The organism is Cerasicoccus frondis (assembly GCA_031296915.1).
In the GTDB taxonomy this organism is placed as follows: domain Bacteria; phylum Verrucomicrobiota; class Verrucomicrobiia; order Opitutales; family Cerasicoccaceae; genus Cerasicoccus; species Cerasicoccus frondis.
The window spans coordinates 19,675-44,613 of record JAVDPC010000007.1; the positions used below are offsets into that span (position 1 = coordinate 19,675).

Sequence of the window (24,939 nt, forward strand, 5' to 3'; positions counted from 1 at the left end):
ATTTTAACGAATCAAAATCGGGATTAGTTGCTCAAGGTTTTGGATTTCGTAGGTGGGTTCAAGCTGTTTATCGCGAAATGGGCGCCCCTTGCGGTTGAGCCAAACCGTGTCAATGCCGACTGCAGAGGCCCCCCGGATGTCGGACGAGAGGGAATCGCCGACGTGCAGGGCCTGTTCCGGGCGGATGTCCATGGTTTCCAGGGCTGCATGAAAAATCTCCGGGCGCGGCTTGTAGGAGCGGACTTGTTCGCTGGTGATCAGCCGCTCAAAGCGCCAGCCGCAACTTTGCGCCGCGAGCTGGATGTCCTGCATGTCGATGTTTGATACGATGCAGATGGGAATCGGACAATGCTCCAGAAACGACGTGCTTTCGGGGAACGGTTCGGGCGCCTGCCAATAGTCGTAGAGTGCTTGCGACATGGCGAGTGGGTCGCCGTCTACACCCGCTTCTTGCATCGCGAGTTCGAGTGATTGCAGCTCGATCGCACGTTGGGTCTGAAACGTCGCGCCGTGCGACTCAGCGCAAAGTTGGGCGAAAAGCGTGGACCAACGCAGGCCAAAGGCTTGCCTATTGGCGCCGGCTTGGGCGCAGATTGCCTCAATCACAGGATCGTCTTCGGCGACGAGCGTGCCGTAGAAATCAAGAAACAGGGCAGAGTAGTGCATCCAATTAATCCTGCGGGAATTTATGCATTTGCACAATGTGCAAATCTATCGGTCCAGCGGGACGCTGGCTTTAAAATCGCGCAGTTCGCCGATCATCCAACGGCGCTCGTCTTCGCTCAAGTTCGAGCCGAACTTGATCTGCTTCTTGCCGTGGTGGATGCACACGCCGTAGACCGGCTTGTAGTTTTGCTGGTAAAGTTCGCCTTCGTCGATCTCGGTAATGGCGTCGAGTTGTGTGCTTTTGCGCCAGCGCAGGCTCTTGATCGACCAGATGACGGACGCCTCTTGCGTGTCGATGGCGATCGTGGTTTCGGCAAAAACGGTCATCATTACCCACGCAATCAGGAACAACCCGGCGGCCACGAAAATCGACAGAAACCAAAGCATGCCGTATTCGCCTTTGCGGAACAGGTCCACGACGGCAAACCACACAAAGCTGTTCCAGAATAGCGCAAAGACCAGAAAGAAGCAACCCGCGCCCTTGAGTCCATTGCGCGGAATAATGAACCCCATCGAATCGGCCTCACGATAGTGCTGAATCTTGGAGTCATCCGGTTTGGCAATGCGCGAGATCCCCACGCTGTCACGTAACAGGTGAGACAATCGATGATACTCGCCGCAGCCCGGGCAATGCGCCACGCCCTCGGCGAGATTCACGCGTGCGTTCGGGATGCCGGCATTGCAGGTCGGGCAGATTGGTTTCATGTGAGTAGCTGGTTAGTGCGCCTAAGCTACCACGTTTCCTCCGCGCCCGGAATTACAATCTCACGGCGGGATTATCATTGGGGAGGGAGGGTGGCGCGGATCGTTTCTCTCGACTCGCAGTTGCGTAATGGCCAGCGGTCGGGATGTAGGGCTCGCGCTTGCGCGACGCCGCTTCCGCTCAAGGACACTGTTCCACCTAATGCGGCATCGCGCAAGCGCGAGCCCTACATTCCAGACTGAAACGAAAGGCGATGAGTCTGCTTTTTAGTCACAGCTTTTGGGGGACTATGCTGATGGAGATGAGCATATTGTACTTTACGGTTGGTGGTAGCACGCTTAGTTTCCCGTCGTGATACTTCACCAACTGCATTCCCCAATCCTGTTTTACGTCAATGAAAGAGCCTGAAATCGTTTTGGAGGAATACTCGCCGCATGGAAATCTTTACGCAGTTGTAGAGCAGGACGATCGTGTCGCCTACCTTTACCTCAAGGCTCCAAGTAATGAGGCATTCGGGCTCAAGACATGCTGGATCCGAAACTTAGGTGAAGCTCCTGACCAGCTTGATTACGAATCCATGAACGTTGGAGTGCCTCCGATGCTTCCCAAATCATTTTGTAAGGATCCTGCAGGTGCTGAAGCATTGAGAGCAGAGTCCCTACAACTTGTTTGGTTTCCGGAAGGCGACGGTATTGCTCTTTTAGAGAATGGACGATACTTAGCCGTGATTCCGCCTTGGGGTGGTATGGATGGGTTTGACGGTTATGCCCGGGATTGCCTTGGGCAATCACCATTGGCATGGGGGTTGGAAGATACGAGTGTAATGGACGAGAGGATTCAGCAAGCCATCGATTACTGGGCACAATGGGATCGATCACCGAGTCCGTGGGAAGTATGCCAAGATGCATTCATGGCAGTCTACGAGCAAGCGCTTGGTCCGCACAAGCGCTACTTTGCAATTGATGGAGGTAACTGGCCAGCGCGGGCTTTGGTGTTATTCGAGAATTCGGACAAGGTATATCTGTTGACTTTGGGGATATCCCTCCGCCCACAGCCTGCCGTAGAAATGCACTACGAAGATCCTATGGATTATCGCAGATTTGAGTTTGCGGCCTGTTTTTCCAAGGAGATCTCCGAGGAAACCATACTCGCTTTTGCTTCATATTTGAGTGCTCAAGCGACTCTTCCCTGGAATCAGTTTACATTTTTTGGTGACGGGCACACTGTCCTTTGTGACTCTCTGGCGAACGATGCCTCACTCAAAGATTTTAATTCGGTGCTCTTGAAAGAAAATCCCATTGATGCGCCAGATATCCAAACACCTCGGACCCAAGGTGAAAAGGTGAGCCTGCTTTGGGCGATACCCTTGACGGCGGAAGAACGCAACTTTTCGGAAAGTCATTCAAGCAAAGACCTCTGCGCGTTGTTTCCTTCGGCGACGCCATCTTGCGTGATTGCGGAACGAAAACGGGTGATTTAATGTTGTATTTCACCTCGTATTCTCAAATTTAACTGAAATGAGATGGCTGCAGTTCGTTACAGATTGATGAGCCTTCAAATGTTAAAAGATCTTTTCCATGAGTCATTGCCGAGCTACCTAGATTTTGACGGAAATTACGACAAGAGCTTTTATGGAAGCCTCAAAAATCTGATGGAAATGCCAGAGTATGAGTTAGCTTTCTCGCCCTATGTTGAATTGGCTAAATCATGCGGTATGACTTCGATGAGTCTGAAAAGAAGTTTAGAAACAGGACGATTATATCTATGGAATGTAAATCTAGGAGGTCATGCTCCGATGTTAGAATTGCGTCCTGTTAAGTTAGATCATGTCTTGGATCTTAATTTGATGAAGCGTCTTCATGAAAATTGGGCGAGATTGCTCGGATGTGATATTGATGATGAGCCAGGATATTTAATATAGGAGTTGGCCGCGATAAACCTATTTATGTTGTCACAAACTCACTCCCGCAAAAACTCCGTGATCACGCCCCGTGCCTCCGCGCCGGCGTCTTCGAGGACGTAGTGGTCGCAGTCGGGGTAGAGCTGGACCTTCGCGTCGGGGAAGCGGGTGCGCCATTCGGCGAGGAAGTGGTTGTTGAAGCAGAAATCTTTTTGACCCCACAGAATGAGCATCGGGCGGTCTTTGAACTGCGCGAGGCCGTCTTCCACGCGCTGGAGCGTGGCGTAGCTGGGGTGTGAGGCGTCCAGCGGGATGTCCGCCACGAAGCGGTGGGTGGCGATGCGGTTGGCCCAGTTGTTGTAGGGGAAAATGAAGCCCGATTTGACGTCGGCGGGGAGGCCCTTGGAGGAGGCCATGGTCAGCGCCGGAGCGGCAAAGGCGTTGAACCCGCGCACGATCCATTCGCCGAAGCCGGGGACCTTGCACAGGGCGATGCGCTTGGGGATGCGCTGCGAGCGGAAGGCCGCGGTGTTGAGCACGACGATGCGCTTGACCTTGTCGGGCATGGCTTCGGCGAGGCCCATGCCGATCGCGCCGCCCCAGTCGTGGACGATCAGCGAAAACGACTCCAGCCCGAGCTCGTTGACGAGCGCCTTGACGTTGTCGATGTGGTCCTGCAGGCGGTAGGTCCACTGCTGCGGTTTGTCCGAGAGGCCGCAGCCGATGTGGTCGGGCGCGATGCAGCGGTGGGTCGCGGACAGCTCTTTGATGACGTCGCGGTAAAAGAAGGACCACGTCGGGTTGCCGTGGAGCATGATGACGGCTTCGCCCGCACCCTCGTCGACGTAGTGCAGGCGGCCGGCCGACGTTTCCAGCCAGTGGGACGCAAAGGGGTACAGCGCGCGGATGTTGGCGGGGAGTTCCATTGTTAGCATTCGAGGGCGAGCATCGCGCAGACGAGGCCGCTGCCGATGCCGAGCAGCGCGGCCTTGGAGCCGGTGGTCAGCGCGTCGGTTTCGCGGGCCTTGGCGAGGGTGAGCGGGAGGGAGACGGAGCCGACGTTGCCCCATTCCTCAAAGGTGGAAAAATCCTTGTCGAGCGCGAGGCCGAGGCCTTCGAAGAGCGCACGCTGGTGACGTCGGCCAACCTGGTGGCAGATCACGCGGTCGGGCGTGTCGGTGGTCCAACCGGTGTGGCTCTGGAAGCGCGTCCAGGTCTGCTGGGCGAGGTTGACGCCCGCCGCGAGCAGCGCCTCGGAGTCGGTTTGCATATCCAGCTCGCCGCCAGTGGAGTCGCCTTGGCAAAGTTGGTTGGCGGTGGAGTCGCTGCCGGTCACGCCGCCGATGATGCGGGGGCAGGGGGCGTCGGTCTCCTCGGTGCGGCAGAGGACCGCGGCCACGGCGCCGGCGCCGATGGTGAGGTTGGCAAAATACGGTTTCACGCTTTTGCGCGTGTGGTCGCCCTCCAGCAGGACGCGGAGCGTGCGCTCGATCAGGGGGCGCCCGTTTTCGCCGGAAACGAGGAGCACGCGGCGGACTTGCCCGCTTTCGATCAGGCCGCCCGCGACCATCAGGCCGTTGATGAAGCCCAGGCAGGCGTTGGATAAATCAAAGAGCTGACAGTGCTGGCCGAGGCCGAGCTCGTGGTGGACGGCGGCTGCGGTGGCGGGCTCCAAGCGGTCGCGGCACACGGCGCAGTGGATGACGAGATCGATGTCGCCGGGGCCAAACTTGGACTGCGCGAGCGCTTTTTTGCCGGCTTCGGCGGAGGCGGCGGACGGGCGGTGCCCGAGCGGCCAGAAACGGCGCTCGCGAATGCCGGTCATCAGCTCCAGGCGACCGGCGGGCAGCTTGAGTCGCTCGTAGAGCGGGGCCAGGCGCGCCTCGATGTCGTCCGAAGTCCAGACTTCGGGCGGCTCGGCGTAGGCCAGGCTCTCAATGGCCAACTGCGAAAAGGTAAACATGGCAAACGCGCAGTTGTGGGCAATAACCCTCGCCGGGGCAAGCGCATATCGTCGCAGCCCGCGAGACGCAGTGGTTCACGCGAAGGCGCGAAGAACCACCGAGACGTGGATGTTTCTCACGGAGACACGGAGGCACGAAGAGAGAAACTCATAAAACAACGTCCTGCTGGCTCTGTGCCTTCGTGCCTCCGTGAGAGAAAATCGTCTGCCCCTCAGCTCTTGCGGCTTCGCGCCTTCGCGTGAGACAATAAGTTGCCTCGCCGCCACATTTCCTCGCAGAAAAGACTTTATTGCTGCGCCGCCCGGTGCATGATGCAAAGCGTGGACCCCGAGATTGAGCAGCTACTAATTTTGCAGGAGCGCGACACGCGGCTCTTTAACATCGAGCAATCGCTGAAATCGATTCCGCTCGAAGTCGCCAAATACGAGAAGAAAATCGCTGAAGAGGAGGCCGCGCTCGCCGCCGCCCACAAGGAGCTGCAGCAGCTCGAAGTGCGCCGCAAGGATCTCGACAACGATGTGAAGTCCGCCGAGGAGCAAATCGTGAAGTACAAAAACCAGCAACTGCTGGTGAAGAAAAACGATGAGTACCAGGCGCTCACGCATGAGATCGAGCAGACCGAAGCCAAGGTTAGCGATCTCGAAGAAGCCGAGATCGGCCTGATGCTTGAGATCGACGAAGGCAACGAAGCCTACGCGAAAACGAAGGCTGAAAGCGACGAACGCCTCCAGCTTTTCCGCGACGAAATCGAAACCTTGAAAGACCGCGACCAAACGCTGAAGGGGCAGGTCGACGCCGTGAAGGCCGAAGTCGCCGCTGCCGAGGCGCAGTGTGCGCAAAAGTATTTGGAGTCTTACAAGCGTGTGAAAATGCGTCGCCCGAAGCCCATTTACGTGGCGCCGATTGAGGAGCACAAGTGCGGCGGTTGCCACCTGAAGGTGTCCAGCGAAACCGAGTCCGCCACCCGCCAGCAGAACGAGCCCGTCCATTGCGAAAACTGCGGGCGCGTGGTCTACTGGGAATTGTGATGAGCAAATATTGGCTGTGCTTGTTTTTGGCCGGACTTTGCGAAATCGGCTGGCCCATCGGGCTGAAAATTTCTCAGACCACGAGCAAGGTCGCCTTGGGCATTGCCCTGGCGGTCGCGTCCATGGCCGTCAGCGGCTACATGCTGTGGATCGCGCAAAAGCAGATTCCCATCGGCACAGCCTACGCGGTGTGGACGGGGATTGGCGCGGCGGGCACCTTTGTGGTCGGCGTTTTGGTCTTTGGAGATCCTTCGAGCTTGTGGCGCTGGGTCGGCGTCGCGCTGATCATTGGCGGCGTCGTGGTGCTCAAGCTCGCCGGCGGACATTGATTGCAGCACGGGCGGGACGCCTATGCTACGGGCTACCGCAAATCCACCATGCGCTCGTTGGTAATCAAAATATCCACGGGGATGTCGTGTGGTTCGTCGGGGACGTGGTCGATGATTTGCCGGTCGTAAGCGAGGCCGATTTTCAAGGCGTTCACGCCGTTGAGCAGGCGGTCGTAATAACCCTTGCCATAGCCAATGCGGTGGCCGCGCAGGTCGAAAGCGGCGCCAGGCACGAGGATGATTTCCACGCTCGCGGGCTCCACTTCGCGCAGTCCAGCGATGGGCTCCAGGATGCCAAATGCGCCGGGCTGTAGCTCTTCCAGTGACTGTAGTTCATGGATGTGCAGCCGGTCGCCGTTTACACGGGGGGCGAGCACGGTTTTGCCGCCGAAGCAGCGATTCATCATCCCGTGGGTGTCCACTTCGGCGCCGTAGGACACGTAAAAAAGCACACGGTCGGCCTTGGTGAAATCCGACAGCGCAAAGAGGCGCTGGAGTATGTTGACGTCGCGCGTGTGTCGCTCTTGCGGGTGCAGGGCGCTGCGTCGGGCGAGCGCCAAGTGGCGAAGAGCGGCTTTAGAGGACATTGTGTGGAAAGGACTTGAGCGGGATGCGGTTTTCAGCGTTGATGCCCTCAGTATGAAAGCTGAACGCATCAAAGCAAGCATTCGCACGATCAAGGATTGGCCGCACGCGGGCATCAACTTTCGCGATGTGACGACTCTGTTTGAAGACCCTGAGGCCTACCGCGCCGTGCTCAACCGCATCGCTGGCTGGGCGACTGATGAGGAGTTCGACATTGTCGTGGGCATCGACGCCCGTGGTTTTATTTTGGCTGGTTCGTTGGCCTATCAGCAGCACAAGCCGCTCGTGCTGGTTCGCAAAAAAGGCAAGCTGCCGTTCACGACGATCAGCGAGGACTACCAACTTGAATACGGTGAAGCGACAATCGAAACGCACGACACGCCGCTCATTGACGGCAAGCGCATCCTGATAGTCGATGACCTGCTGGCCACCGGCGGCACGGCCTTGGCCGCCGCCCGCCTGATGCGCCGCCTCGGCGCCGCGCACATTGGCTTCGCCGCGATCATTGACTTGGTTGAACTGCCCGGCCGCAAGGCTCTCGCCAAGGAAGGCATCGACGCCTTCACCGTCATCGAGTTCACCGAGGACGAGTAAAGCGAATTCGCCCGCAAAGCCACGCGAGTAATCTCACGCAAAGACCCCAAGACCCCAAGTTTTATGGATGAAAATGATATAGGGAAACAGGTGGTTGATGCAGCAGTTAAGGTGCATCGTACCTTGGGGCCTGGCTTATTGGAAACCGTTTACGAGGTGGTCTTGGCCCGTGAATTGGAGTCGAGGGGCTTGCAATGCGAGCGCCAAGTTTCAGTTCCCATCACTTATGAGAATATTCGCTTCGAAGAAGGATTCCGCGCGGATATCATCGTAGAAAACAAGGTGATTTTGGAGCTCAAGGCAGTGGAGCAACTGAACAAATCACACCACAAGCAACTGTTCACTTATCTGAAATTACGTAGCCTGAAGCTTGGTTTCCTCCTCAACTTCAATGCCCCTTTAATGAAGGACGGCATCACGCGCGTCATCAATGGCCTTGACGATGAAAAGCTTGGGGTCTTTGGGTCTTCGCGTGAGAAATAAACTCGTCTGCTAAGTAATATGTCTGAACCCAAACAACCAGCCTGGTGCTGGCTTGACCTCGAAATGACCGGGCTTGATCCGGTCAATGACCGCATCCTGGAGGCCGCGATTATCGTGACCTCCGCCGATTTTAACGAAGTCCTGGCCGAGTGGGAGACCGCCGTTTTCCAGACGCCTGAGGTCCTCGCCGGTATGGACGAATGGTGCCAGAAAACCCATGGTGAAAGCGGCCTTGTGGACCGCGTGCCCGGCGGCGTGACCGAGGAGGCGCTCGACGAAATGCTCGTCAAAACCGTGGAGCCGCATTGGGGCGAGATGCCGATCATTTTGAGCGGAAACTCCATCGGGCAGGACCGCAAATTCGTTGACCGCTATTTACCAAAGTTCGCGAGCAAGCTCCACTACCGCATGCTCGATGTGAGCAGCTTCAAGGTCGTTTTCCAGGAGCGTTACGATCTTAAATTCCCGAAGCAGGGGACCCACCGGGCGCTGGACGACATCCGCGAATCCATCGGCGAGCTGAAGTTTTATTTGGAGCGCGTGCAGGCGCCTTAAGCGGTCCAGCGAGGCGCAAATTTTTAGCCGCGGATGAACGCGGATTTGACGCGGATGCCAGCGAGACGTGAGTTTTTTTTACAAAGACCCAAAGGACTGACGAATATTACTGAGGATCATTTTCAAGACCCCCGCTCAAGCTTTGTGCCTTCGTGCCTTTGTGAGAGATAAAAGTGCTTTGCCTCTCCGCATCCGCGTGAAATCCGCGTTCATCCGCGGCTAATAAACCCGCGCCCAGCCGCACTACTCACCGGTCTTATCCGCAATTTGGCGGATGATTTCGCCGACGTTGTCCGGGATGGCGATGGGGATGCCCTGCTGGGCGAAGGTTTCGCGGATGTGGGCGTCGAAATTTTTCAAATACGGCACGCAAAGGATGACGGCGTCGACTTGGGGGAGGCTGTTTAAGATAATCGCCTGGCCGAGGGTCACGGTGTAGCGGCCGCGCAGGTTGTGCTTGCACTCCAGAGCGATGCGGATCGTGCGGTCGGTCTTTTCATGGACATGCTGGATGAGGAAGTCCGTGCGATGGTTGCTGATGGCGGCGTAGCGCGTGTAGCAAATGTCGTCGGCGCGGAGGATTTCCTCGATGTCGTCCTCGAAGTCGATGGAGGCGGCCTTGGCGGCGGAGTAGTCGCTGCCGGCGTCGATGGCGGACTGGAGGTTGAGCGCCTCTCGGGTTGGGGCCGGGGTCGGCGCGGGTGGGGGAGTTCCCGGCTGGGAAAGGAGTTGCGAGGGGTGGCCGTTGAGCTCGGCTTCCACGCAGAGGGTGACGTAACGGCTGAAGGAAAGGCCGAGTTCGCGGGAGCGCTCGCCAGCGCGCTCACGCAGGTCCGGGTGGAAGGATACGCCAACGGTTTTGTGTTTTTGATCGTCGGTGGACATAATGTTTTTGGTTTTTGAAAGGGTTATCTCATTAAGGTTTTGTATCTCCTTGATACTCAAGAAGGCTTATTAGCCAATAATAAAATAGCGAAAAATAGTAAAAAGTTGTTGCAGTGGGGGGATAAATTTCTGAGAATTCGTTCACCATGAGAACACTGAACACCACGACTGTCAACCTATCGATTTCCATTGCGCCGAATCTCCGGGATGCGGCTCGCCAGGCGGCTTCCGAGGACCAGCGGTCGCTGTCTAGCCTGATTGCGTCGCTGCTCAAAGACCATCTGTGCGCCGAGGGATACCTCTCGCCCACGCTGGAGCGTCTGGAGCGTCCATTCCGCCGCAGCTCGCCCTACATCAAGGAGTAGGGCGGGGCGATGCCTCAGCAGGATTTGCTTGGTCTAAGGTGGGGCCTGCTGTCCCGAACAGGCTTGCTTCACCCTGCTGATCCTGGTGAGGCAACGCAAGCCCGGTAGGGACACCGGGCTCCACCTTCAAGAAAGTAGGGCTCGCGCTGGCGCGATGCCGCCCCCGTTCAAGCTCGTCGAGTTTGCCACGTTTTCCACCTATTGCGGCATCGCGCAAGCGCGAGCCCTACCTGACAACTGCGGGCTACAGAATTATGGCCATTTAAATGATACCTGCCCGGCTGAGGGCAACCCTCCCGACCAGCCACTTCCGAACCTTCGAACCTAGACCTCCCCCCTCCCTCGGCGGCGCATCCGCTTTAACTTCCACACCACCAACCTAAAACCTTCGAACCTACAACTTCCGAACCTTCAAACCTAGACCTCCCCCCCCTCCGCCATGAAACACGATCATTCCCAACCACATTTCGACGCGCTTTTGCCGAAGGGCAAAATCTGGTTTAACACCAATGAAGTTGCGGCGCTGCTGGGCCGCACAGGCCAGTTTGTCCGTGATTGTTGCGACACCGGGCGCCTGCACGGGCACCGGATCACCAGTTACCAGTCCACGGGCAAACTACGCTATACTTATCAATTTCACCGCGACGCGCTGCAGCTCTTTCTGCTGGAGACGGCGACCTACGAGGCAGACGAGTTTATCGACCGCTTGGCGGCGCTGATCCATGCGCGCAGCGTGCCGGAGGCGCGGGCGATTTTCCGTCGCGCGGGCGTGTTGCTCTCGGTTTTGGAGCCGGAGCAGGCTGGCGGGGCTAGCCCCCCCCCTCCCCGGGCGCCACTGCCGGCGACAGGAACTTGTTGATGACTGTGCGCACCTGCGCAACCGTCGCTGGCTTGGGCAGGAAAAAATTGGCTCCCGCAGTGAGACAGCGGTCTGCATCAGCCTGATCCGCATACCCGGAGATCACCACAATGGGGATTTCGCGCGTCCGCCAGTTGAGCCGCAACAGGCGCAGGTCGGTGTAGCCGTCGATGTCGGGCATTAAAATGTCCAGCAGGATGAGGTCTGGCCGGTGCTTCTTGGCTTGGTCAAAGGCGTCCTTGCCATTGTCGACGAGGATGGTCTCGTGGCCGAGTTTGCGCGCGGCGGCGTTGAGGAAAGTCCGCGTCGCCAAATCGTCATCCGCGATCAGAATTACTTTTTTACTGGCTTGGGCTTCGCTCATTCAAAGGGCGGGAGTAGAGTAAAACCCCCGTTAAGTGAAGATGAAAATTAACAATCATTAAAATTGGTACGCCGTCGTCACGTTTATGCGTGTCATTCGGCGCCGGTCCATTACATAAATAACGACATGCAAATTATACGCTCAGTTGAGGAAATGCAAACTCATGTGACGCGGCTGCGCGGCAAGGGCCAGTTGATCGGCCTGGCGCCGACGATGGGCGCGCTGCATGAGGGGCACCTGTCGCTGATCGACATTGCCCGCGAAAAGTCGGATGTGGTCATTGTCTCCATCTTCGTGAATCCCACGCAGTTTGGGCCCAATGAGGACTACGACCGCTACCCGCGGCAGATCGAGGCGGACCTCGCGGCATGTGAAGCGCGCGGCGCGGACATCATTTTCATGCCCGAGCGCGACGACATCCTCCCCCCCTCCTTCTCGACTTACATCGAGGAAGGCAAGTATTCGCAGGGCTTGTGCGGCGTGTCGCGCCCCGGGCATTTTCGCGGGGTTTCGACGATCGTGGCGATCCTGTTCAATGTCTGCCGCCCGGACTTTGCGGTGTTTGGTCAAAAGGACGCGCAGCAAGCCGCCGTGATCAAGAAAATGGTCAAGGACCTGTTTTTCCCGATTGAGATCATCGTGGCGCCGATCATCCGCGAGGCTGACGGCTTGGCCATGAGCTCGCGCAACCGCTACCTGGAGCCCGGCGAGCGCGCCGACGCCGTTCGCCTCTCTCAGGCGCTGAAAATCGGCCAGGACATCGTCGCCAAGGGCAACTTGAGCGTGGACCGCATCAAGGCGGAGGTGACGCATCACTTGAGCCAAAGCCGCCGCATACGGATTATTTACGTAGAGGTCGTTGATCGCGACACCATGAAGCCCGAGCGTGAGGTCCACCCCGGTCAAAGCCTCTTGACCGTGGCGGTCTGGTTGGAACAGACTCGCCTCATCGACAACATGTCCCTGTAATCCCGTTTCAATATGTCCAAATACCTTGCAATCCTGGTCACCATGCTGGCCGCCCTGTTGTTTACTGCTTGTGGAGACGACGACGACACCAAAGTAAAGCCCATGCGCTTTTACATTGAGTCCAGTGCTGGCGGTGGCGCCGGTGATATTGGCAAGACGATGAGCCTCCCCCAGAGCGGCCTGTCTTACAACGTGCGCGGTACGCCGATCTTCACGGAAGTAGACGTCACCAACGTGCAATTGGTGCAGGTGGCGTCCGGGGATTACGCCTTGCTCTTTCACCTGAACGAGCCAGCCGCGCGCAAGCTCTATCGGCAGTCTGTCTCCAACAATGGCCGCGTGATTATTTTTGAATACGGCGGCCAGGCCTTGGGCGCCCGCCAACTCGATGGCGCCATCAGCGACGGTCGTTACTTCACCTTTGTCGAAATGCCTTACCCGGAACTGGAAAAACTGGTAATGGAAATGCAGGGCGACACAAAGAAGATGAACGAAGCCGTTCGCGAAGCCCGCTTCTAATTTTTGTATGTCCTCCCGCCAGCGACCTGTCGCCGCCTACTTGATCTGCCTACTGGCCGTTTGGCCGGTTTTACTTGGGGCAGCCCCCCCCCTGTTTTGGCCAACGCCCAACCCCGCGTTCTTCGAGGGTGCGGATTGGGAGGAGATTACGCAGCCAACGGCGTCTGGCTTGCCAGAGTCCGCGCTCTTCGGCTGCGTGCGCAACAGCGGGACACGCTTCCACGAAGGGCTCGACCTGAAGCCTATCGGTCGTGATCGCAACCACGAAGCGACCGACGCGATCTACGCCATTATGCCCGGTCGCGTGGCCTACATCAACAAGGTCGCAGGCAACAGCAGCTATGGGCGCTACGTGGTGCTGGAGCACCCGGAGGCGGATGTGCCGGTCTATACGCTGTATGCGCATTTGTCGGCAGTTGAGGACGGTTTGCATACCGGCGCCTTTGTGGAGGGCGGTCAGCGTATTGGCACCATGGGGCGATCGGCTGGCGGCTACAGCATCCCCCGTCAACGCGCGCACTTGCATTTCGAGATCGGCCTGCGCAAGAGCAGCGACTTCGACCACTACTACAAGCAAGCAGGATTCTCGGGCAAAAATCATCATGGCGATTACAGCGGCTTGAATTTAATTGGCGCGGATCCGGTGCACTTCTGGGAAGCCGTGCGCACCCGCGATTTTAAGAATTTCCGCGACTATTTCCACGGCTTGCCAACCGCATTCACGCTGCGTGTGGGCACTGCGACGGTGCCGGAATTCATCACTCGCTACCCAAGCCTGTTGACGAAGCCCATTCCGGTGGATGGCGTGAGCGGCTGGGACATTGAATACACTTGGTACGGCTTGCCCAAAAAGTGGACCCCCCTCGGTCCGGAAGCCTTCCCCTATGGCGCCAAGGAAGGCGACATTGCATTGCTAGATTTTAATCCGGACGCGTTTGCCGGCCATTGCCGCGACACCTTGGAGTTTAAGACTTCCAACCCCGAAGGATCAGTCAAGCCGGGCAAAAACTTGAAGAGCGACCTCAAGATGCTCTTCGGTTTTTAAACGTTTCGTAGCATAGGCGTTCCGCCTGTGCTCTAACCAGCTCTAATAATCGTTGAGTCGGGCACAGGCGGGACGCCTATGCTACTTGGCTCAACCGAAGAAATTCTTTTCCAAACACTGGCGTAGGGCCATGCGTGCGCGGTGGAGGATGGTCCACAGATTCTGCGGCGTGATGTCGAGTTCTTCGCAGATTTGCTCGCTCTTAATGCCGTCGATCTCACGCATGATGAAGACGGTGCGGATCTTGTCGGGTAGCTTGTCGGCGCAGAAATAGAACTGCTGCATGAATTCCTTGCGGTCCATTTTCTCGACCTGGGCGGGGTTCCAGTCTTTGGGGATGTTGGGGTTGTCGTAGTTCCAACTGCCGTCTTCGCTAAACAGGTCGGCCTCTTCGCGCTCAAAGAAGTTCGCGGTTTCCTGCATGGACTGGGTGCGATTCTTTTTGCGGTAATAGTCGATGACCTTGTTTTTCAAAATGCCGGTGAGCCAGGTTTTGACGCTGGCTTTGCCGGAAAAGCGGTCCTTACCTTTGATCGCAGCGAGGAAGGTCTCCTGCACGAGGTCTTCGGCCAGAGCAGCGTTGTTTACCCGGAAGTAGGCAAACTTGTAGAGCGCATCGCCATAGGCGTCGACCCAGGTTGCGGGGTCGAGTTCTGGCTTGGCTGACGTATCCTCGGGCATAGCAGTCTTTTGCGCGGTGTGGTCGGCGCACTCTCTGCCACAAAGCCCGAATGGTCAAGTGTGATGATCGCTTGTCTCGGCCAGCGTCAGCAATGGAGGCGCTTAAGCCTCACCGTAAGCGGCGGCGCAGGGCAATCCAACCAATGGCCAAGCCAAAGATCAACGCGTAAGCGCCAGGCTCGGGCACGGCGACCAAGTTTAGGAGTGGTGTAGGGTTCCAATTGACTTGGGCGTCTTTCTCAATGCTTGCGCTTAGTCGGCTGGCAGTGTCATCGAGGGCCGAATCCGTGAAGACTGCGTAGTACTCGGCGGGGACGGTGGCGACGAGCGTGATGTTGCTAAATTGATAATGCTCACCGACTACAAAACCGTTTATGGTGCCTCCTGCTTGCAAGATCGGGTCAGATCCTTCCGCGCCAGATGCGTAGGCTGAAAAGTCAGTCGGCAATTTCGCTCCCTGGCTCCCGCCTATGGTAAGGCTGTCGATGGTGAACTCAGTTGAACTGCTGCCACTGGACGAGCCGAAGCTGATGCTAAATGAAAGCGTGTAGCCATCGTTTTCGCTCCAGCCATTATCGTCTGCAACATACAGGTCGTAGGCAAAGCCATCTGGCGCCGACCACGTCATGCTGAGTGTTGTGCTGCCTAATGCGCTGAAGTCCGCCGAGAATGAGGTAAACGGATTCGATGGCCCAAAGTGATTTGTGCCGTAAGAGTAGCCAGGGGTCTCCGAATACACGCTGGATACATACGTTCCGAAGTCTTGTTCGGTTTCTATGATGGCCTGAGTCGTTGCTGCGCTGTTTATGATCAGGCAGACAGCGGTGATTAATCGCGACAAAGTTGGGAACGCTCGCTGAAACGTGGGTCGTCGCATGTATTGATTAACAAGCGTTTCGGTTGCGATTGCAGCGCCGCACCAGCGCGAGAACGACCATGGCTAAGCCAATGATCAGCGCGTACGCGCCAGGCTCGGGCACGGCGACCAGCGTTAGCACTTGGCCCGGGTCATTCTCATTGTCCTCGTAGACGACGAGCTCCAAGTAGATATTTGTGGCGGACGTGAGCGATGAACTTGAAAAGACGCCATCGTAGCTATCGGGGATCGTCATAGTCGTGGTCACGCTTGAGAATTGATAGGTTTCCCCCACCACGAAGTCGGCGAAACCGATGCTTGTTTCTAGAGTGGTGTCCGTCCCATCTGTGCCATAGGCAAAGCTCGTGTTGTAGGTTGGCATTTCCGCTCCGATGCTTCCACCGACACTGACGGAGTCGACGGTGAAGTCCGTGTAGCCGTCAGTTCCCGTCAGCGAGCCAAACTGAAAGGTGAATTGGATGATATAGCCGCCGCCTTCCCAGTCCAAGCCGCTGGGGGTGTAGACATTATACAAGTAGCCTTCGGGCGCTTCCCAAGTTACACTGAGCGTGGTTTCGCCCAAGGCGCTGAAATCCGCGGTTAGCTCCACGCTTGGAGATGACGGCGTGTAGATCGTCTCTACCGCACTGTCGATTGAATTGTGTTCGTAAGTGCTGGAATCCAACACCCCGAAAGTCTGGTTGATTTCGATGTCAGCGGCATTCAGCTTGGCGCTGCCCATGGCAAGCGTGCTGGCGGTGAGGATGAAGATGGCAGTGCAGTGAGTATGATGTAATAGTGGCATGATACCGACAACTTTATCAGACCGAACATTAATAGAGCATGAATGGGGCGCCGCAGTTGTTCATAAAAGATGGGAATGAAGTGTCCAAAGTTGTTGTCAGCCGGACATTAACGTATTAGCTTCCGTTCTATGCCACGTAAGAAAGCCCCCGCCAAGTCGTCGGCGAATCCCGAACGGGAGCGCCTCCGTTGCTCCGAGGACCGCAAGGAAAACTGGAAGCGTTGGGGGCCGTATTTATCGGAGCGTCAGTGGGGCACGGTGCGCGAAGACTATTCGGAAGATGGCGACGCCTGGCGCTACTTCCCGCATGAGCACGCGCGCAGCCGCGCCTATCGCTGGGGGGAGGATGGTCTGATGGGCTTCACCGACCGCGAGTGCCGGCTTTGCTTTGGCTTGGCGCTGTGGAACGAGGCGGACCAATTCCTCAAAGAGCGCCTCTTTGGCCTGGATGGTCACCAGGGCACGCATGGCGAGGACGTGAAGGAGCTCTACTACTACCTCGACGCCACGCCGACCTACAGCTATTCCAAATCGCTCTACAAATACCCGCAGCGTGAGTTCCCTTATCAGTGGTTGGTTGATGAGGCGGCAAGTCGCGGGTTGGAAGACGACGAATTCGAGATCCTCGACTCCGGCGTCTTTGACGACGACCGCTATTTCGATGTCTACACGGAATACGCCAAGGCGGGTCCGAACGATATCCTCATCCAGATCACCATCGCCAATCGCGCCGCCGCCGGCGCCCACCTGCACGTGTTGCCTCAGCTTTGGTTCCGTAATACCTGGATCTGGGGCTGCGATCACGAAGGCTGCGACATGAAGCCGTTGATCAAGAAGAGCGACGCGAAGCTGGTCGCCGAGCATGAGTCTTTGGGCGAATTTCATTTCTGGGCTGAAAATGCGCCCGACTACCTCTTCACCGAAAATGTCACCAACGCTCAAAAGGTTTTTGATGCGCCTAATGACGCCCACCACACCAAAGACGCTTTTCATCGCTACGTGGTGGATGGCGAGCTGGACGCCGTCGCCAACGGGCATGGCACGAAAGCCGCCGCGCATTATAACCTGTACATTCCCGGTGGAGAGGAGCGCGTGATTCGCTTGCGTTTAGCGGCGGCTGACGTTGCGCCCAAGTCGCCCTTCGGCAAAGAATTTACGGCGACTTTTAACACCCGAAAAGCCGAGGCCGATGTGTTTTACGAAGACATAACCGGCAAGAAACTTTGCGATGCAGAGTATCAGGTGTTGCGCCAGTGTTATGCGGGGTTGTTGCAGTCCAAGCAGTTTTATCATTATTCGGTGAAGGACTGGTTGGAGGGCGATCCCAACTTCCCGCCACCTCCGGAAGGACGAGGGAAAATCCGCAATGGCGATTGGGACCATTTGTTTAACCGCGACGTGATTTCCATGCCCGACAAATGGGAATACCCGTGGTTTGCCGCGTGGGATCTGGCCTTTCACATGATCCCGTTCGACAAGATCGACCCCGACTTTGCCAAGCAGCAACTGATCCTCTTTTTGCGCGAGTGGTACCTGCATCCTAATGGCCAGATACCGGCCTATGAATGGAACTTTTCCGACGTGAATCCGCCCGTGCATGCCTGGGCCGTCTGGCGTGTTTACAAGATGACCGCCAAGCGCGGCGAACGCGACTTCAACTTCCTCGCGCAGTGCTTTCACAAGCTGCTGATCAACTTTACCTGGTGGGTGAACCGCAAGGACCCCGAGGGGCGCAATTTGTTTGCTGGCGGCTTCCTCGGGCTGGATAACATTGGCGCTTTTGACCGATCAAAACCATTGCCGGGCAACGCCCAACTCGTGCAGGCGGACGGCACGGCCTGGATGGCGTTTTATTGCGCGACGATGCTGTCCATCGCCTTGGAGCTCGCGGCGACCGATCGATCCTACGAAGGCGTCGCGTCGAAATTCTTCGAGCATTTCGTGGCCATTGGCGAGGCGATTAACACCCTCGGCGGAACCGGTCTTTGGAACGAGGAAGACGGTTTTTACTACGACATGTTGCACACCGGAGACGGGCAGGGCATCCCCATGGCGATCCGTTCGATGGTGGGCTTGCTGCCGATTTGCGCAGTCGAGCTGCTGCACAACGAAACGATCGAATCGCTGTCTGGTTTCAAAAAGCGCATGCAGTGGTTTCTCACGCACAATCAGATATTCACGGAGCAAGTGTCGTGCTTGGACTTTGCGGCGGGGAAGGGCGTTTCACCAAAATTCTTACTCGGTCTAGCGTCGCGGGAACGCATGGAAAAAGTGCTGCAATACCTGTTCGACGAAAATGAATTCCTGTCGCCATACGGCATTCGTTCGCTGTCCAAAGCCCACGAAGAAAATCCATTCGTGCTCGACCTCAATGGCGAGCAACACCGCGTAGCCTATGAGCCGGGTGAGTCGCGTAGTTATCTTTTTGGCGGCAACTCGAATTGGCGTGGTCCGATCTGGCTGCCGGTCAATTTCCTCATCATTGAAGCCTTGGAAAAATACTACCATTTTTATGGTGACCGCTTGAAGGTTGAGCTGCCCACTGGCTCGGGAAATTGGGTAACGCTTGACGCCGCCGCGCAGGACCTCAGCCGCCGTTTGCTCAAGCTATTCCTGCCGGATGAAAACGGCGACCGTCCGGTCAATGGCGATCATGCGGAGTGGTATCGCGGTGAGCATTTTAAGGACAACGTCCTCTTCTATGAATACTTTCATGGCGACACTGGACGGGGCTGTGGCGCTTCACACCAAACCGGTTGGACGGGCCTCATCGCCAAGATCCTCGAAGACGCCTGCAAGGAGAAAAAGTAGGGCGGCGCTGACTCGACATTCCGTCGCTCAGTGTCCAACTTTGCCGCATGAAGGAAAAGATCACCAACTTCGTTAACAGCCCCAACCTTGGCCTGCTGATCATTCGTCTGTTTGCCGGAATCATTTTCGTGGCGGCGGGGATTCCGAAGTTTGCCGGTGGCGCGGATTCGCTTAAAGGCGTCGGCGAGTCGATGGCGATTTTTGGCATAACGTTCGCACCCTTGCTGTGGGGTGGTATGGCGGCGACGGCTGAGTTGGTGGGCGGCTTATTGATCATCCTTGGTGTCTGCACGCGCATCTCGTCTTTCTTTCTATTCTGCACGATGATTGTGGCGACTGCCGTCAAAATCAATGGTGGTGGCGACATCATCAAGGATGCGGGCTACCCGATGATGCTCGCTGCGGTAACACTGGGTCTGTTCTTCACCGGCTCAGGCAACTTCGCCGTGAAGAAAGACTCAATGTAGCGAACTTCCAATCCGGCCCCAAGGCTCGAACCTTTCGCGCAGCGAAACTACCGGTCCAGCGGGATGCGAGCCTTCGCTGGCACGGGCTCGATCTGGCCGCGCTCGCGTTCCTCCTGGAGGCGGAGCTGGCCACAGGCGGCGTTGATGTCGTGGCCTTTTTCGCGGCGAAGCGTGGCGGAGACACCGGCGTCGTGGAGGATTTGCACGAAGGCTTCCTGCTGGTCGATGCTGGGGCGAATCCAGTCGAGGCCCTGCACGGTGTTGTAGGGGATCAGGTTGACGTGGGCGTGCAGGTCGCGGGCGATCCTGGCCAGCTCGCGCGCTTGGTCGAGTGAGTCATTGATGTCCTGAATCAGGATGAATTCCAGCGTGATCATCCGGCCGTGCTTTTCGGAAAACGCCTTGGCGGCCGGGAGCAATTCCTTGAGCGGCCACTTGCGGTTGACGGGCATGATCTGCTCACGAACCTCGTCCGTCGCGCCATGCAGGGAAAGCGCGAGGCGGAAGCCCATCGTTTCTTCGGCCAGGTCGTAAATGCGCGGCACGAGGCCGGAGGTGGAAATCGTGATGCGGCGCGCGCCGAAGTTGAGCCCCCAGTCGGCATTGAGGATCGTCAGCGCGCGCATGAGGGCGTCGTAGTTGGCCAGCGGCTCGCCCATGCCCATGACGACGAGGTTGTCAAAGCTGGCCAGCTCTTCGCGGGCGCGCGGCGTGTTGGGATCCTCCCGGCGGCAGACTTCTATGAGCTGCGCGACAATCTCGCCCGCGTGCAAATCCCGCTTCCAGCCAGCCAGGCCACTAGCGCAAAATTTGCAACCGTAGGCACAGCCAACCTGCGTGCTGATGCAGATCGTTTTGCGGGACTTGTCTTGGCCAACGCCTTTTTGCGGCGCGCGGATGATGACGGTTTCGATCAGCGAACGGTCACCGAGCTGCAGGAGGAGCTTATCCGTCACATCGCCCGAGCGTTTGTCGAGCACGGGCGTGGCGGGGGCGAATTCAAAGGTGTCGGTCAGCCAGGCGCGCAGGGGTTTGCTGAGGTTGGTCATGTCCTCCGGCGAGCTGGCGCGCTTCTTGTAAAGCCAGTCCATGATCTGCCCGGCGCGAAATGGCTTCTCGCCATTGGCCGCCAACCGCTCGCGCAGTGACTCCAGCGTCTCTCCGTATATGAGTGGTTTCTCGGGCGTGTATTTCATGGGTGTCTAATCGGCCAAGCGAAGCAGCCCACGCGCCCGCTGGCAAGTGAGAAGGGTGGGGCAATGCGGGCGGGCGCCGCCAATCCGGCGTTACGACCGGATGCTGGTGCGCTGTCCTACGGCCAACCAATGCCGACGATCCCGCGTCCCCGCAGCGGTGAGTAAAGTCGTCTGCCAAGGTTCTTGAGAAGGCCAACAGGCAATCGTGCCTGGCGGCGCCGGAATTCTGAAAAGCCATGCCCCATGCCACGGAGATGCAGCATGGGGCACGGTTATGGATTATTGGCTAAAAAATACTATCGTTGGCGTCGCTTGATGAACGCGGCGACGCCAACCAGGCCGGCAAAAATCATGGCGTAGGTGCTCGGCTCTGGAACCACGGCGGTTGACCAGTTGACTTCGACCAGCGTGTTGCTGCTGGCGTCGAGTAGGGAAAAGGCGCCCCCGCCCAGAGCGATGTCTGACGCCGTAAAGCCGAAGTCGGCCAGCGTTTCACCGTTGGAGAATGTGGCGATAGAGCCACCCATCGTGGTGTTGGCCGTGCTAACATCCGAGAAGATAGTTACGTTGCCAGAACCCTCGGCGATCAGGATCGCCAGCGTACTGCCGCTTACGCTGGTTGTATCGACCAAGCTGGCATCGCCCCAGGGGATGTCTCCGCTGATGCTCGTGAATGTGGTGCTGCCCATGTAGTTGTCGCCGTTGGTGGTGTACGAGAGAATGGTCCCTTCGCCATTGTCTCCAAAGATCGCTTGCTCGGCAAACGGTATGGGGAAACTGCCGCTAAACCAGTCGGGCGTTTCGCCGCTGGCGGAGACGGTCACGCCCGATGCCGTTTGGACAAAGTCGAAGGAAATAACCGCCTGTGTGGATGGCGCGCTCAGCAGAATACCCACAGCGGCTAAGCGCATGGAGGTCGTGAAGGTGGAGTGTTGCATTAGGTTTGTCTAGTATAGGTTTTAGACCCCGCCAAGTGGCAGAGTTAAAAGATACTGAATCTCGTTATCTTTAGTCATGTCAACGTAAATAACGTATATATAGCTATTTGAGAATCATTACGTGCGTTGTCGGAACGTATTGTTTTTGAGACAAGTATTCAGAAAGGATGCTTCCGGCGCAGGTAGGTTACCTGAAGTGAATCGATGTGATTCGCTTTCCTGAAAGTCTTTTACTTCCGCAGAAAGTCAGATTTTTGCCATTTTACTCAGCGCGTGAACCCAATCGGGTGCTGCTGTCCAGCATTAGATTGGCGGGCGGATTGCCGAATTGGCCACCCAAGCAGGCCACCCGAAGCAATGGAGCAATGGAAGGTTGTGGAGCGGCTTTGATATAATGCGCACGCTCCTTGGACGAGGCGCCCGCCGTCGGTTTTATGTCGACGCAAAGTACGTGTGGCGGCTCATCTGGCTGGTGACGCTATGGCGAGAGCAATTGCATGGACGTCGCCATCGTCAAAACCAATGATGCAGGCATAGTGAAATTCCACCGCATCGTCGGCGTTGTCATCCTTTTGAATCCTGATGTCCAAGTTGTTCGTCAGGACAGTCTGCGTCGCACAGCTAATACGATTAGCGACAGTGCGCCCAGGCCGAGGGCGTAGTGTTCGGGCTCGGGCACGAGAGTGAAACCGACGTAGCCTTGGCCCGTTCCATCATCGAGCAGAAAGGTCATTTGATAATAGAAGAAGGGAAGGATACCGGTGTTCAGGTGCGCGTCCTCTTCCGCCGTTTTGACTTCTGTCCGTGTTGGGTGGTAAGCGTATTCAGAATCGTAATTTATTATGCCGTCGCCCTCAAACACGCCCAGAACGAGCGGGACTCCGTCGGTGATGTATTCAAATTCGCCTTCGGTGGTGAGGTATTCGCTGGGAACCTCCGGTATGTTGAGGTCTGGCCAATCTGTTGGCCCGGTTAAGAGAGTGACATCCGGAGCGCCACTGTCAAAAGCGGTGGGGATTGCCTCTGTGGAGAGCTCTTCACCGTTGATTGCCAAACGCGTGTTAATGATGTTTTGGCTGTAGGTTGTGTAGCCGGTATTCGGAAACACATTGTAGCTTGCCGCAGTGCCGACCAAGTGATTCATCGGCGCAACAAAGTCGAAGTTGGCAATCTGCTGGTCGGATACGCCCATGTAGAGGGACTTTTTGCTGGAGGCAATGTCGACTGTGAAGCCAGGCTTGAGCCCGGACCCGGCCGCAATTTGCCCTAATGCGCTGTACAGAGCGTAGGTGTTGGACTCCCATTCATATAGGCTGGGGGTCAGGCTGGCGCCGATGATGCCGTAAAAGGGCGGTTCAGTAAGATAGCCCCCGTTGGGGTAGGTGGACGTTGTGTAGGCCTGGCCGAAATCAACGTTGGAGATGGTGTGAGTCGCACCTTGGCGATCTTCGATGATGACTGAGCCGTTATAAACTTTGTAGGGGTGCTTATCGTCGTCGTTAAAGCCGTAGCTTGCGAGACCTTCTCTGCCGGAGAAGGCGCTGTTGCCGATGTCTACATTTTCGTTGGCGATTAACGGCGAGCTGCCGGTATCGAAGAGGAATAAGCGTTGCTCAGTTGCCCCGGATTCAGCGCCAAAGCTTAAGTTGATGCCAACACGGTAGACGTCATCTCCTACATTGATTAGCTGGAGGGGCACTTCCACTTGGGCTTGCAGGAAATGTGTGGTGATTAGAGTGGCAAGTGCGCCAGCACTCAGATCGCGGATGTTAAACTTCATAATGTAGCAGTAGTTATGATTTTTGTGGGGGTATTATAATTCAGATATTGAGGTTTTGCGAGCCTGATTTTGGGGTCATTGGGATTTGCTGCGTTAGATCCGTTATCAGGCGCGCCCGCCTCGATCTGATCGAAGCGGGCGCCTTTGTAAAAACAGAATCAGTGGAACCAGTTATGCGTCTTGGTCCGTTTCGCCGCGGCGGGCTTCCAGCTCGCCGCGTATCTCAAGCATGCGTTTTTCGTTAAGTGGGTAAATCGCAAGGAGGAAGAACGCCAGAATGCTTGATGTGGCTGGCACGACGCTAAAGAGGATGCGCATCTTTTCCAGCGTTTCGGGAGATTGGCCCCCGCCCAGATTTACGTCGAAGCCGGTGTAATTCAGAATCCAGCCTGCGAGGATGAAGGTGCAGGACATCGTCAGCTTGGTTATCCAGTTGCCAACGGAGCCAAACATGCCTTCGCGACGGGCGCCGTTATCGAGTTCATCTTCGTCGCAAATATCCGCTTTCATGGAGGTGGTGAGCGTCCAGAATCCTGCGGCCAGCGGCGCCACCATGAACTGGGAAAGCAGGAGCAGATACGGCCATTCTTTGTTGTAGAGCAAGTATTTGCTCAGGGCGCCAACGATCCCAAGAACGACGAGGCCTTTGATCGTGGCGACTTTTCCATAGCGGCCGGCGCACCATGTCATGATCGGAATGCTAATGATCGCTGCGACGGAGAATACGTTAGCGCCGATAGCGCCGAGGGTCGAACCTGCTTTGGTGTCGCCCTCAAACATGTAGTAGTAAATGACGTAGTTGCCGAGTGCGCCGACCATGCCGCCGCCAATACCCGTCGTCAGGATGATGCCAGTGAGGATGAGAAAGGATTTGTTCTTCATGGTTAGCCACATGCCCTTGAAGAAACCGACTTTTACCGCCTTGTTCGCGATCTTGTAGTAGCGTTCTTTAACGAAGATGGCGGGGAGCAGACCCCCGATGATGATTGCGCCTGCCACCCACCAACTGATGGTTCGCATGCCGACCATGACACTGGGGAAAATGTCGGCTTGAACGATGCGGAATATCCACGGCACGAATAGCATAAAGGTGAAGCTGAAGAACATCTTGTAGCCGGAGACGACCGTTCGCTCGTGGTAGTCGGGCGTCATTTCCAGCCCGAGAGTATGATAGGGCACGCACTGGATCGTCGTGCACAGGTAGAAGAGCAGCATGCCCCAGAAATACCAGATGAAGATCCGGTGCGTGTTCCAGGTTTCGGGCACCATCCACAGGCCGATGAACGCTGCGGCGACCAGGAACGAACCGATAAAGATATACGGCCGCCGTCGGCCCCAGCGGGACTTCGTGTGGTCCGAAATGTTGCCCATGATCGGGTCGGTGAAGGCGTCGACAATTCGAGAGAAGGTCAACACGAAGCCGATCAGGAGCGGATCAACATGCAGCGTGATGTTGAAGATTTGGTTCGCCAGCCCCTTCACGCCATCATTGGCCATCTGGAAGCTGCCGGAACCGGCGCCATACATGATTTTTTCTTTTAGGGGAACTCGATCTTTATCCGGGGTAACATGCTTGGACATGTATCAGCTAT

Annotated in this window: 28 protein-coding genes; 14 read left to right on the forward strand and 14 right to left on the reverse strand. The window is 56.8% G+C overall.

The features are described 5' to 3' along the window. Positions 1–3: 3 nt before the first annotated feature. Complete coding sequence (locus tag RBB63_RS07440) at positions 4–666, reverse strand: HAD family hydrolase (RefSeq protein ID WP_309382679.1); 663 nt, start codon at positions 664–666, stop codon at positions 4–6. Between the two features lie 45 nt (positions 667–711). Then, a complete protein-coding gene (locus RBB63_RS07445; protein ID WP_309382681.1) occupies positions 712–1,371 on the reverse strand; it encodes a hypothetical protein in 660 nt (219 codons plus the stop codon). Positions 1,372–1,763: 392 nt separating this feature from the next. Between RBB63_RS07445 and RBB63_RS07450 the strand changes: the two genes are divergently transcribed. Then, on the forward strand, positions 1,764–2,849 hold the full coding sequence (locus RBB63_RS07450) for a suppressor of fused domain protein (RefSeq protein WP_309382683.1): 1,086 nt from the start codon (positions 1,764–1,766) through the stop codon (positions 2,847–2,849). A gap of 42 nt (positions 2,850–2,891) precedes the next feature. Further along, positions 2,892–3,290 carry a hypothetical protein gene (locus RBB63_RS07455; protein ID WP_309382685.1) on the forward strand — a complete coding sequence of 133 codons (399 nt, stop codon included), beginning with the start codon at positions 2,892–2,894 and terminating at the stop codon, positions 3,288–3,290. Between the two features lie 38 nt (positions 3,291–3,328). Here RBB63_RS07455 and RBB63_RS07460 read toward each other — a convergent pair whose 3' ends face one another. Next, on the reverse strand, positions 3,329–4,195 hold the full coding sequence (locus RBB63_RS07460; RefSeq protein ID WP_309382687.1) for an alpha/beta fold hydrolase: 867 nt from the start codon (positions 4,193–4,195) through the stop codon (positions 3,329–3,331). Positions 4,196–4,197: 2 nt separating this feature from the next. Continuing rightward, complete coding sequence (locus RBB63_RS07465) at positions 4,198–5,232, reverse strand: 3-oxoacyl-ACP synthase III (RefSeq protein WP_309382689.1); 1,035 nt, start codon at positions 5,230–5,232, stop codon at positions 4,198–4,200. 309 nt (positions 5,233–5,541) lie between these two features. Between RBB63_RS07465 and RBB63_RS07470 the strand changes: the two genes are divergently transcribed. Together RBB63_RS07470 and RBB63_RS07475 are read left to right on the forward strand one after the other, a co-directional pair. Beyond that, positions 5,542–6,261 carry a zinc ribbon domain-containing protein gene (locus RBB63_RS07470; protein ID WP_309382691.1) on the forward strand — a complete coding sequence of 240 codons (720 nt, stop codon included), beginning with the start codon at positions 5,542–5,544 and terminating at the stop codon, positions 6,259–6,261. Continuing rightward, a complete protein-coding gene (locus tag RBB63_RS07475) occupies positions 6,261–6,590 on the forward strand; it encodes a DMT family transporter (RefSeq protein ID WP_309382693.1) in 330 nt (109 codons plus the stop codon). Before RBB63_RS07470 ends, RBB63_RS07475 begins: the two co-directional genes overlap by 1 nt. A 32-nt stretch (positions 6,591–6,622) precedes the next feature. Here the strand turns inward: RBB63_RS07475 and RBB63_RS07480 are convergent, their stop codons facing one another. Further along, on the reverse strand, positions 6,623–7,177 hold the full coding sequence (locus RBB63_RS07480; RefSeq protein WP_309382695.1) for a 5-formyltetrahydrofolate cyclo-ligase: 555 nt from the start codon (positions 7,175–7,177) through the stop codon (positions 6,623–6,625). A gap of 52 nt (positions 7,178–7,229) precedes the next feature. Between RBB63_RS07480 and RBB63_RS07485 the strand changes: the two genes are divergently transcribed. The 3 genes from RBB63_RS07485 to orn all read left to right on the forward strand — a co-directional run bounded on the left by RBB63_RS07485 (position 7,230) and on the right by orn (position 8,807). Next, on the forward strand, positions 7,230–7,769 hold the full coding sequence (locus RBB63_RS07485) for an adenine phosphoribosyltransferase (RefSeq protein WP_309382697.1): 540 nt from the start codon (positions 7,230–7,232) through the stop codon (positions 7,767–7,769). Positions 7,770–7,832: 63 nt separating this feature from the next. After that, positions 7,833–8,252, forward strand: coding sequence for a GxxExxY protein (locus tag RBB63_RS07490; RefSeq protein WP_309382699.1), 420 nt, complete (start codon positions 7,833–7,835; stop codon positions 8,250–8,252). An 18-nt stretch (positions 8,253–8,270) separates the two neighbouring features. After that, the gene (orn, locus tag RBB63_RS07495; protein ID WP_309382701.1) at positions 8,271–8,807 is read left to right on the forward strand and encodes an oligoribonuclease; all 537 of its coding nucleotides are present in this window, start codon (positions 8,271–8,273) and stop codon (positions 8,805–8,807) included. 243 nt (positions 8,808–9,050) lie between these two features. Here the strand turns inward: orn and RBB63_RS07500 are convergent, their stop codons facing one another. Next, entirely contained in the window at positions 9,051–9,692 is a 642-nt protein-coding gene (locus tag RBB63_RS07500; RefSeq protein ID WP_309382704.1) for a hypothetical protein, read from the reverse strand. A 146-nt stretch (positions 9,693–9,838) separates the two neighbouring features. On the opposite strand from RBB63_RS07500, the gene RBB63_RS07505 reads away from it, so the two are divergent. Both RBB63_RS07505 and RBB63_RS07510 read left to right on the forward strand, forming a co-directional pair. After that, positions 9,839–10,057 (forward strand): hypothetical protein, encoded by a 219-nt coding sequence (locus RBB63_RS07505; protein WP_309382706.1) that lies wholly within the window; start codon positions 9,839–9,841, stop codon positions 10,055–10,057. A gap of 439 nt (positions 10,058–10,496) precedes the next feature. Further along, complete coding sequence (locus RBB63_RS07510) at positions 10,497–10,916, forward strand: hypothetical protein (RefSeq protein WP_309382708.1); 420 nt, start codon at positions 10,497–10,499, stop codon at positions 10,914–10,916. Here the strand turns inward: RBB63_RS07510 and RBB63_RS07515 are convergent. Further along, on the reverse strand, positions 10,867–11,280 hold the full coding sequence (locus RBB63_RS07515; RefSeq protein ID WP_309382710.1) for a response regulator: 414 nt from the start codon (positions 11,278–11,280) through the stop codon (positions 10,867–10,869). The two genes, RBB63_RS07510 and RBB63_RS07515, sit on opposite strands and share 50 nt — an antisense overlap. 126 nt (positions 11,281–11,406) lie before the next feature. Here RBB63_RS07515 and panC point away from each other — a divergent pair, with 126 nt between their 5' ends. From panC to RBB63_RS07530, 3 genes are read left to right on the forward strand one after another with little or no spacing between them, the layout of a single operon-like run. Further along, positions 11,407–12,249 (forward strand): pantoate--beta-alanine ligase, encoded by an 843-nt coding sequence (gene panC, locus RBB63_RS07520; protein ID WP_309382712.1) that lies wholly within the window; start codon positions 11,407–11,409, stop codon positions 12,247–12,249. Between the two features lie 12 nt (positions 12,250–12,261). Next, entirely contained in the window at positions 12,262–12,768 is a 507-nt protein-coding gene (locus RBB63_RS07525) for a hypothetical protein (protein WP_309382714.1), read from the forward strand. 7 nt (positions 12,769–12,775) lie between these two features. Next, on the forward strand, positions 12,776–13,813 hold the full coding sequence (locus RBB63_RS07530; protein WP_309382716.1) for a M23 family metallopeptidase: 1,038 nt from the start codon (positions 12,776–12,778) through the stop codon (positions 13,811–13,813). Positions 13,814–13,903: 90 nt separating this feature from the next. On the opposite strand, the gene RBB63_RS07535 is transcribed toward RBB63_RS07530, so the two are convergent. The 3 genes from RBB63_RS07535 to RBB63_RS07545 form a co-directional block, all read right to left on the reverse strand. Then, entirely contained in the window at positions 13,904–14,494 is a 591-nt protein-coding gene (locus RBB63_RS07535) for a sigma-70 family RNA polymerase sigma factor (protein WP_309382719.1), read from the reverse strand. Between the two features lie 109 nt (positions 14,495–14,603). After that, positions 14,604–15,371, reverse strand: coding sequence for a PEP-CTERM sorting domain-containing protein (locus RBB63_RS07540; RefSeq protein ID WP_309382721.1), 768 nt, complete (start codon positions 15,369–15,371; stop codon positions 14,604–14,606). Between the two features lie 7 nt (positions 15,372–15,378). Then, on the reverse strand, positions 15,379–16,155 hold the full coding sequence (locus tag RBB63_RS07545) for a hypothetical protein (protein ID WP_309382723.1): 777 nt from the start codon (positions 16,153–16,155) through the stop codon (positions 15,379–15,381). Positions 16,156–16,284: 129 nt separating this feature from the next. On the opposite strand from RBB63_RS07545, the gene RBB63_RS07550 reads away from it, so the two are divergent. Then, positions 16,285–18,966, forward strand: coding sequence for an MGH1-like glycoside hydrolase domain-containing protein (locus RBB63_RS07550; RefSeq protein ID WP_309382725.1), 2,682 nt, complete (start codon positions 16,285–16,287; stop codon positions 18,964–18,966). Positions 18,967–19,013: 47 nt separating this feature from the next. After that, the gene (locus RBB63_RS07555) at positions 19,014–19,433 is read left to right on the forward strand and encodes a DoxX family protein (RefSeq protein ID WP_309382727.1); all 420 of its coding nucleotides are present in this window, start codon (positions 19,014–19,016) and stop codon (positions 19,431–19,433) included. Positions 19,434–19,480: 47 nt separating this feature from the next. On the opposite strand, the gene rlmN is transcribed toward RBB63_RS07555, so the two are convergent. The 4 genes from rlmN to RBB63_RS07575 all read right to left on the reverse strand — a co-directional run bounded on the left by rlmN (position 19,481) and on the right by RBB63_RS07575 (position 24,928). Beyond that, positions 19,481–20,629 carry a dual-specificity RNA methyltransferase RlmN gene (gene rlmN / locus RBB63_RS07560; RefSeq protein WP_309382729.1) on the reverse strand — a complete coding sequence of 383 codons (1,149 nt, stop codon included), beginning with the start codon at positions 20,627–20,629 and terminating at the stop codon, positions 19,481–19,483. 296 nt (positions 20,630–20,925) lie between these two features. Beyond that, positions 20,926–21,567 carry a PEP-CTERM sorting domain-containing protein gene (locus RBB63_RS07565; protein WP_309382731.1) on the reverse strand — a complete coding sequence of 214 codons (642 nt, stop codon included), beginning with the start codon at positions 21,565–21,567 and terminating at the stop codon, positions 20,926–20,928. 598 nt (positions 21,568–22,165) lie between these two features. Then, positions 22,166–23,347, reverse strand: a complete 1,182-nt coding sequence (locus RBB63_RS07570; protein WP_309382733.1) for a hypothetical protein — start codon at positions 23,345–23,347, stop codon at positions 22,166–22,168. A gap of 171 nt (positions 23,348–23,518) precedes the next feature. Further along, positions 23,519–24,928 (reverse strand): MFS transporter, encoded by a 1,410-nt coding sequence (locus RBB63_RS07575; RefSeq protein WP_309382735.1) that lies wholly within the window; start codon positions 24,926–24,928, stop codon positions 23,519–23,521. Positions 24,929–24,939: the final 11 nt, after the last annotated feature.